Below are 8819 nucleotides of genomic sequence, written 5' to 3'. Positions count from 1 at the left end.
CCTGCCCCCCTGCCCCCCTGCTCCCTTTCATCCCCTCGTCTCCAACTCCTTAACTGCTGGTAATTGACTTTCTAAGAACTGATGCTCCCGTAAGATTTTATAGAGATTAATATCTTTTTCTAATAAGCAGGCATGGCCACAGTCGGGTAGCACTACTACCTTGGCATTGGGTAAAATATTCACTAAACGTCTAGCTTCATTTACAGAAGGTAAGAGGCGATCGCTTGCACCAGCAATTAGCAAGACTGATTGAGCTAATCGACGTAACTGTTCTTCAGCCACATAAAATTCCTTTAACAGTGATAACCTCCAGGTAACAGTGGCTGGGGGTACAGAACGCATGGTTTTTAGCAGTTCATAGCGAATGTTACGGGGAATGCGTGCTAAGGATGCAAGAAAGGGCAATAACCCCAAAGCGCCAATATCATATAGGCATTCCGGTACAAGGTAAGTCAGTTGTGATGTCCAAACCAACCCAGGACGGAGATGAAAGGCAGAAGCTGGGTTAATGAGAATAATCCTCTTAAACAACTGTGGTGCTTTGGTAGCTACTTTCATCGCCAAACAACCTCCAAATGACTCACCACACAAGTAGATTGGTCTTTGGGAGCTTTTTTCTAATTCGGCATGAATCAAGTTCAAAACATTGTTAGTCAATACATCCCAGGTAGTAAGGTCTTGCCTGGGGATCGCTAAACAGCGAACATCAAAACCAAGTTCTAAGCCGGCAGTTTGCGATCGCAACAGTTGACCAGTTCCATCCAAGCCTGGTAGATACACAAACAGTGGATAATCTGGTTGTACTCGGTTGGGAGTAAGAAAACACGGATTTAGCTCAACGTCTGACATTGTTAAATTTAAATTTAGTTTCCTGGTTTTATCAAGTGGCTTGTAGGAAAATCGCATATTGGGCAACAGCGATCGCATAATGATTTAATCGCTACATAGCTGTCAAAATTCTGATAAAATCATAACGTGAGTGCTAAAAACCGCGTCATATATCGCTGAAAGAGTTAAATATAGCTCTTGTAAGATCAACCAAGACACTAATTTAGGTTGTCCGGCGGCCAAGACGAACACATCTAATAACACTCACTGGTAAAAAAAATTTTATCTTCATCAATATTACTTGATTGTCAACACAACAATCAGCTTACATCTACCTTTATAGCTAGTGTAGTTGGCATTTAAACAATATCCAATTATCTAATAACAACCTTCATGCAGTAAACTAGCAATTTCGTCGTAACAATGTTGAGTTAGTTCAGCCGCAACATTTTTCGCTAATTTACCGTGATATTTCTGATGGTGTTGTGGTGTTATCCAATAAGGGCGACCAACTAACACAGCTACCCGACGATATATCACCAAGGGATGCCAACCAGATTGGTTGAATAAAGGTTCTGAGGGGTCAAATAAACTTAACAATCGCAGTGGAAAACCATTAGTATTCACCTCTTCTAGAGAGGCTATGGCAACTGGCAAAACTGCCAAGTTTTTCACAGAGGCGCGCAAAGCTAAATGGGCAAATCCTCGTTGAAATGTACCTACCTCATCTGGCTGGGTAAATTTTACCATTGGTGTAGTTCCTTCCGGAAACACTCCTACCATCTGCTGGGACTGCAATAGTAATTGTGACTGCTCAAAAAAGCTTTGTTGGCGGTTTTGAGTTTTCTCTAAAGGAAAACATCCCAATTGTCCCGTGACAATTTCTCGCATGACTGGCACTTGACCCATGTAGTGATGGCAAGCAAAGCGAATCGGACTCGATAGCGCCGCCATTAAAACCAGTGCATCCATAAAGCTGCGATGATTGCTCACAACCAAAATACTAGTATCTTGAGGAATCCGATCCTCGTAATAGCGGAACATTTGGGTTGAACAAGCTGCTAAAAAATAGCGGGAAATATCTAGAGGACTATTAAGCGTCATACCTAATGAATATATTTTGTCACAAAAACCGCTGTGTATCTTGACTTAATTTTTACATTTCTTTATTAATATTATGACCGTCTTAAGGTAGAAATGCTTTAACCACAAATACACCTGAGTTTGAGGATTTTTGATTTATGTATTCTCTATCACAACTAATGTAATAACAATCATTAGAAAAAATGACCAATGGCTATTTTTGTCTTATGAGGAAAAATTACTGTAATTTATACACATTGCCAAAGAATTATTATCCAGAGAAATTTGCTAATATTAAACTGTAATTTCAATAAAGTGGGAGTATTATTATATAATTGCTTGATTTTGCTAATAAAAGTAAGATAGAAAACGTTTTTATAATTTGATTTTTTATTCTATATGAATCTAGTGGATAAAACGGAAAAGACATTTTCTCTGACAACACCGTTATATTACGTCAACGATGTGCCTCATGTTGGTAGTGCTTATACGACAATAGCTGCGGACGTGGTGGCGAGGTTTCAACGATTGTTAGGACATCAGGTACTGCTAATTACAGGTACAGATGAACATGGACAAAAAATTCAACGTTCAGCAGACAGTTTAGGAAAAGCACCCCAAGAGTTTTGCGATGAAATTGTACCCAGCTTTATCAGCTTATGGAAGCTATTAAATATTCAGTACGATCGCTTTAGTCGGACTACAGCTTCTCGACATGCAGTCATCGTCAAAGAATTTTTCCAGAGATTATGGGACGCTGGTGATATCTACATGGGACAACAGCAAGGATGGTACTGCGTCTCCTGTGAAGAATTTAAGGAAGAACGAGAACTGTTAGAGGGAAATCGCTGCCCTATTCATATTAACAAGGAAGTGGAGTGGCGAGACGAAAAAAACTACTTCTTTCGGCTGTCGAAATATCAAGCTCAACTAGAAGAGTTATACAAATCTCAACCAGATTTTATTCAGCCAGAAAGTAGACGTAATGAAGTTCTCAGCTTTATTGGGCAAGGGTTACAAGATTTTTCGATTTCGCGGGTGAATTTAGAGTGGGGTTTTCCCGTACCAGTTGATCCCCAACATACTCTTTATGTGTGGTTTGATGCACTGCTTGGTTACGTAACAGCATTACTAGAACCGGATGCTGAGGCGACTTTAGCCAATGCGCTAGAAACTTGGTGGCCCATCAACTTACATCTCATTGGTAAAGATATTCTCCGCTTCCATGCAATTTCTTGGCCAGCAATGTTATTTTCAGCTGGTTTACCCTTACCAGAAAGGTTATTTGTGCATGGCTTTTTAACCAAAGATGGTCAAAAAATGGGTAAATCACTGGGTAACACCCTCGATCCCATAACCCTAGTAGAACGCTATGGTAGTGATGCCGTTCGTTATTACTTCCTTAAGGAAATCGAATTTGGCAAAGATGGCGATTTTAATGAAGTTAGGTTCATTAATGTTTTGAATGCAGATTTGGCTAATGACTTAGGTAATTTGCTAAACCGCACCTTAAACATGGTGAAGAAATACTGCGCTGACGGATTGCCAATTGCCAATGAAGCCATTAATGATGAAAATCCCTTAAACGCCATTGGCTCAAGTCTTGGGGAACAGGTAAAACAAGCATATGAGAAGCTAGCTTTTAATGAAGCCTGCGAAGCCGTTCTGTTGCTGGTACGGGCCAGTAATAAGTTTATTGATGATCAAGCACCTTGGACACTATATAAACAAGGACAGCAGCAGGAAGTAGAAAAAGTACTGTACGCAGTTCTAGAATCTGTTAGACTAGCAGCTTATCTTCTGTCCCCAGTGATTCCCAATATCAGTAGCGCCATTTATCAGCAGCTGGGCTGGGAAATCGACTTTAATGATCAAATAAAAACTGTAATGGTTGCCCCTTTTGCCGCTCATGCACAATGGGGAGTACTAACCAACCAACAATCGTTGGGTACACCCCAACCTGTTTTTAAGCGCATAGAAACCCCAAAAAACAATTAGTTCTTTTAATTTCCAATCAATTTCTATTTCTTCAAAAAAATTATCGGGGCCTAGTACCTATTAGCCCCGAAACACTATCATAAGCCGTTCTAAATTGCATGTAAATTTGGAAATTTGTATCAAAAATAACAAGAATAAAAATGAGGTATGACAACAATGTTGAATAATTTGGAAAGCGATTCGATATTTACGCCGGAACAAGTTTTAGAGAATCGGGGTCGTGTAGCCATATTCATTGATGGTTCAAATCTATTTTATGCGGCGTTGCAACTAGGAATAGAGATTGACTACACCAAGCTACTTTGTAGGCTGACTGGTGGTTCTAGGCTACTGCGGGCTTTCTTTTACACTGGAGTAGACAGAACTAACGAAAAGCAACAAGGTTTTCTGTTGTGGATGCGGCGTAATGGCTATCGAGTGATTGCAAAAGATTTAGTGCAGTTACCTGATGGTTCCAAAAAAGCTAACCTCGATGTCGAAATAGCCGTAGATATGATGGCCTTAGTAGATTCTTATGATACCGCAGTTTTGGTCAGTGGTGATGGAGATTTGGCATATGCCGTCAATTCCGTTAGCTATCGCGGTGTGCGAGTAGAGGTGGTGAGTTTGCGTTCCATGACTAGTGACAGCTTAATTAATGTTAGCGATCGCTATATTGATTTAGAAGCCATCAAAGAAGATATTCAAAAAACCCCCCGCCAAAGCTATCCATATAGACCGCTATCCAGTATGGGTTTTTTGGATGATCCCAGAGAAACTGATGAACAATTAGAAATCCAAGATTAATGAATTATCAAAAAGGCAGGAAGAAGTTAAGAGAAAATGAGACAAAACCAAGTGGGATCAAACAAAGTTCTCCTCAGTTCTGTTCATTGTTATCTTTTAATTCCTTAAAACTGAAAGCAAATTGGTATTACCTGCCTTTAATTTTTCTGTTAATAATTGGGTTAGTTGCTTGTGGGAGATCTACTCCCACAGCTTCTCAATCAAATGATGCTGATTCATCTTCTCAAGAAAGTAATTTAACTTTTTTTGATGTCACCTTAGAACAAGCAGACGAAGTAGGACGACCGCTTTGGAGAGTGCAGTCTAAAAAGGCTACATACACTCAAGAAAAACAAATTGGTAAGGCGGAGAATCCTTATGGTGAACTATACCAAGATGGTAAAGCTATTTACCAAATAAAAGCTTCACAAGCAGAAATTAAACAAGATGGCAAACAGTTATTTCTCCAAGGTAATATAGTCGCTACAGATCCGAGCAATGGGATTATATTGCGGGGTAACGAATTAGAGTGGCGGCCCGAAGAAGATTTATTGATTGTCCGTAATCAATTAAAGGGGACTCATAAACAACTACAAGCCGTGGCCCAAGAAGCACGAGTCAAAACTCGTGAACAGCGCATGGAATTTTCTGGTGGGGTAGTAGCAACTTCTGCTGATCCCCAAATGCAACTACGAACTGAGCATTTAATTTGGCAGATTCAAGAAGAAAAATTAATCGGCGATCGCCCCATCCAAATAGACCGCTACAATAACAATCAAATTACCGACCGGGGACGGGGAGACGCAGCTGAAGTCAACTTAAAAACTAAAATTGCCACAATCAAAAAAAATGGCCAATTAGATATAGCTGACCCCCCAACACAAATCACCAGTGACGTCATGACTTGGGACATGAACGCAGAAAAAGTCACCGCAAATTCGCCTGTGCGTATTGTCCAGAGTGCCGAAAATGTGACTGTCACCGCCAACCAAGGCGAAATGAAAATACCCCAAAAAATTGTTAATGTCACAGGTAATGTTAACGCCATAGGGCAGCGTCAGCAAACCCTGAGATCTAATAGACTAACTTGGTATTTAGACAAGAAATTATTAGAAGCCCAAGGAAATATTGTTTATCGTCAAATTGACCCGCCATTAAATTTTACAGGTGACACGGCAGTTGGTAATCTGGAAACAGAAAATATTGTTGTCAGAGGTGGGACAGGCAATAGGGTCGTGACGGAAATTATTCCTCAAAATGCGTTGATTAGGAATTAGGAAGTAGGTACTGGGAAATTTTTACACCCGGTATTTACTAGGAATCTGCATATTAACCAAATCAGATTCCTCAATTACGAATTACGATTTTTTAGTACCTAACAAAATTTCATTACGACTAGTAGCACCCAATTCAGGTGAGAAATATTTAGGAGAGTGGGGAGTAATGGATGGGGGAAGATTGGGAGCTACTTCTAACTGTTGTACAAGATTTTGCAACAGCTTATCTTGACTAGTACGGAAAGCTGGGATTTGGGGGCCACGGTTAATAATAGCAAACCAAACCAAACCGCGATCGCGTGTGGGGATCACTCCGGCTAAAGCACTAACCTCACGCAGAGTACCAGTTTTCATCACAGTGGCATAAGGCATTTTTCTCGCTTGCATTGTTCCCCGACGATCAAATCCCGCAGTAGGAAACAAGTCAGCCACATTGATTTTATGAGCAGCAGCTTCTCGTTGAATTGCCATCAACATGGCGCAAGCAGCTCTTGGAGAAATGCGATTGTCTACCCCCAGTCCGGAACCATTAATTAACTGAATTTCTGCCTCCGGTACTCCAGCAAGTTGAGCGGCTTTTAATCGCATGACTGCTGCGCCTCCTACTGATTCTGCCAGCATCTCTGCCATTGAGTTATTACTGAAGACGTTCATTTCTTTAATCAATTGTTGCATGGGTAAAGAACGACGACGCAACAATAAAGTTTCTTGGGGATTGGGTTGGGTTACTAATTTCACGTTACCCGCAATTACAACTTGAGGCTTGGGCGTACCCTTGGGCATGATGGAGTAGATATAATTCGCCGGACGCGTCCAAGTGGTGTGGTTCATTGCTTGCTTGAGCATTTGACCAGAGACCATTGGATAAAGTTCAAAATTCATGGCGAAATTATTGGTCACTAATAAATTGCCAGTGACCTGCTTGATACCCATTTTATTGAGAGTATTACCCAGAGCGATCGCTTCTTCCCAAACAAACATGGGATCACCACCACCTGTAATCACCAAATCACCCTGCAATACTCCGTTAACTATTGGGCCTGTAGCGCTGACCAAAGTTTCAAATTGGTGGTCTGGGCCCCAAGTTTGCAAAGCAACAAGTGAAGTAGCAATCTTCGTTAAAGAAGCCGCAGGTAGAGGAATAGTACCCTGATGATTCGCCATCAGCATCGGCCCCGACTGCATCCAAATGCCCTGACTCTCGGTTAAATTTTCCGGTACCAATTTTGCGGCAATCAGTTCCTTTAAATATTGTTGTACTGTAGTAGACCCAGCTGGATTGGGATCAGGAGCGAGAACTAAACCAGGGCTATTGTATAAAGCCAGGGTCTCTAAGGCATCTACTGGCTTGATTTGGACTCCAGCCATTTCCAACCAAAGAGAAACTAATCCTGAACCTAATAATTCCAGCATATTTTATTCCCCAATATTGTTTCCTGTGCTAATATACAAGCCTTTTGACCATGATCAGCATTGATTATCATAACTGCTGTTTTCTTCAATAGTCGTGAAATTGCTTGCTCACATTCTACGATATGGGGGAGAAAATGCTGGAAAATAGCCCTGGCGAATAAATTCGCAGCTATACAAACTAAGTACGCCTACGCGGACTCATGGAAAATTACGCTCTTTGTGGTGTGCGTTGCGCGTGAGAATTATTTCATCAATGAGCCACGGATGCGGGTGAAGTCTGTACCTGTTGCAAATAACGATATAGACGATTCACGGCGTTAATATGGGCGTAAGCTGCGGCTACCACAATATCTGTATCAGATGCTTGTCCAGAGAATATGCGCTCTTGGTACTCTAAGCGAATTGTCACGGTTCCCAAGGCATCAATTCCGCCAGTTACAGATTGCACAGAAAACTCAATCAATTGATTGGGAATCTGCACTAATCGATTAATGGTTTGATACACCGCATCTACTGGCCCTGTACCAACACTGGCATCTGTAAGAATTTTGCCATCGGGAGTGACAATGGTAATGGTTGCAGTGGGACAAGTACAATCACCACAAATTACTTGGACGTGTTCGAGTTGATAGCCGCTTTCTCCTTGAATCTGCATTTCATCACGGACAATCGCCTCTAAATCCCAATCGGACATTTCTTTTTTCTTGTCAGCAACTTCTTTAAACCGATTAAAGGCTTTATTTAAGTCAGCTTCGTTCAGTTCAAACCCCAATTCTTTGAGTCTGGTACGAAAGGCATTTCTTCCGGAATGCTTACCCAAAACAATACGATTTTCTGGTAAACCAATAGAACCAGCTTCCATAATTTCGTAAGTTTGGCGGTGCTTGAGAATGCCATCTTGATGGATTCCCGACTCATGGGCGAAAGCATTGGCGCCGACAATTGCCTTATTTGGCTGAATCAACATTCCTGTAAGCCGGGAAACCAAGGAAGAGGTTTTATAAATCTCCTGGGTTTTAATGTTAGTCAAGGGTGCATCAGCATCAACCGCACGACCAAAGTAAGGGTTAAAAAACGGTTTACGCACCTGCAAGGCCATGACAATCTCTTCTAATGCTGCATTCCCCGCACGTTCACCAATGCCATTAATAGTACATTCCACCTGCCTCACACCATGTTCAATGGCTGTCAACGCGTTAGCTGTGGCTAAACCCAAATCGTTTTGGGTGTGAATGGAAAGAATTACTTGATCAATATGAGGAACGTGAGCGCGAATCCCGGCAATTAAAGTACCAATTTCTTTGGGTGTACAGTATCCCACAGTATCAGGAATATTAATTGTCGTTGCCCCAGCTGCGATCGCCTGTTCTAAAACCTGATACAAAAACTCTGGATCAGTGCTAGGGTGTTGATTTTGTGGGAGAGATGCTCAAAATTTTTCATGCAGTTTCTGTG

General features: G+C 41.4%; 6 protein-coding genes and 1 pseudogene. 3 read left to right on the top strand and 4 right to left on the bottom strand.

All coding sequences use genetic code 11. The features are described 5' to 3' along the window. Window positions 1-27: 27 nt before the first annotated feature. Together ACM0OS_RS27355 and ACM0OS_RS27350 are read right to left on the bottom strand one after the other, a co-directional pair. Window positions 28-849, bottom strand: coding sequence for an alpha/beta fold hydrolase (locus ACM0OS_RS27355; RefSeq protein ID WP_414546325.1), 822 nt, complete (start codon window positions 847-849; stop codon window positions 28-30). A gap of 357 nt (window positions 850-1206) precedes the next feature. Beyond that, window positions 1207-1932, bottom strand: a complete 726-nt coding sequence (locus tag ACM0OS_RS27350) for a lysophospholipid acyltransferase family protein (protein ID WP_414546324.1) — start codon at window positions 1930-1932, stop codon at window positions 1207-1209. Window positions 1933-2310: 378 nt separating this feature from the next. On the opposite strand from ACM0OS_RS27350, the gene metG reads away from it, so the two are divergent. From metG to lptC, 3 genes are all read left to right on the top strand, one after another. Continuing rightward, window positions 2311-3909, top strand: coding sequence for a methionine--tRNA ligase (gene metG, locus ACM0OS_RS27345; RefSeq protein WP_414546323.1), 1599 nt, complete (start codon window positions 2311-2313; stop codon window positions 3907-3909). A 156-nt stretch (window positions 3910-4065) separates the two neighbouring features. Further along, window positions 4066-4695, top strand: a complete 630-nt coding sequence (locus tag ACM0OS_RS27340; RefSeq protein ID WP_414546322.1) for an NYN domain-containing protein — start codon at window positions 4066-4068, stop codon at window positions 4693-4695. Beyond that, a complete protein-coding gene (lptC, locus tag ACM0OS_RS27335) occupies window positions 4695-5951 on the top strand; it encodes an LPS export ABC transporter periplasmic protein LptC (protein WP_414546321.1) in 1257 nt (418 codons plus the stop codon). The genes ACM0OS_RS27340 and lptC overlap by 1 nt, the downstream gene beginning before the upstream one ends. 81 nt (window positions 5952-6032) lie before the next feature. Here lptC and ACM0OS_RS27330 read toward each other — a convergent pair whose 3' ends face one another. Together ACM0OS_RS27330 and ACM0OS_RS27325 are read right to left on the bottom strand one after the other, a co-directional pair. Beyond that, the gene (locus ACM0OS_RS27330) at window positions 6033-7364 is read right to left on the bottom strand and encodes a D-alanyl-D-alanine carboxypeptidase (protein WP_414546320.1); all 1332 of its coding nucleotides are present in this window, start codon (window positions 7362-7364) and stop codon (window positions 6033-6035) included. Window positions 7365-7614: 250 nt separating this feature from the next. Next, window positions 7615-8763, bottom strand: a pseudogene (locus ACM0OS_RS27325) (2-isopropylmalate synthase); the annotation flags it as partial. Window positions 8764-8819: the final 56 nt, after the last annotated feature.

It is taken from the genome of Nostoc sp. CCY0012 (genome assembly GCF_963920855.1).
Taxonomy (GTDB): Bacteria; Cyanobacteriota; Cyanobacteriia; order Cyanobacteriales; family Nostocaceae; genus Cyanocohniella.
The sequence above is the reverse complement of the archived record's forward strand: the minus strand, read 5'-3'. Positions and strand labels throughout refer to the sequence as shown.

Coding starts and splice junctions, on each gene's coding strand:
- ACM0OS_RS27355 (WP_414546325.1), bottom strand. CDS start 849: ATGTCAGACGTTGAGCTAAATCCGTGTTTTCTTACTCCCAACCGAGTA.
- ACM0OS_RS27350 (WP_414546324.1), bottom strand. CDS start 1,932: ATGACGCTTAATAGTCCTCTAGATATTTCCCGCTATTTTTTAGCAGCT.
- metG (WP_414546323.1), top strand. CDS start 2,311: ATGAATCTAGTGGATAAAACGGAAAAGACATTTTCTCTGACAACACCG.
- ACM0OS_RS27340 (WP_414546322.1), top strand. CDS start 4,066: ATGTTGAATAATTTGGAAAGCGATTCGATATTTACGCCGGAACAAGTT.
- lptC (WP_414546321.1), top strand. CDS start 4,695: ATGAATTATCAAAAAGGCAGGAAGAAGTTAAGAGAAAATGAGACAAAA.
- ACM0OS_RS27330 (WP_414546320.1), bottom strand. CDS start 7,364: ATGCTGGAATTATTAGGTTCAGGATTAGTTTCTCTTTGGTTGGAAATG.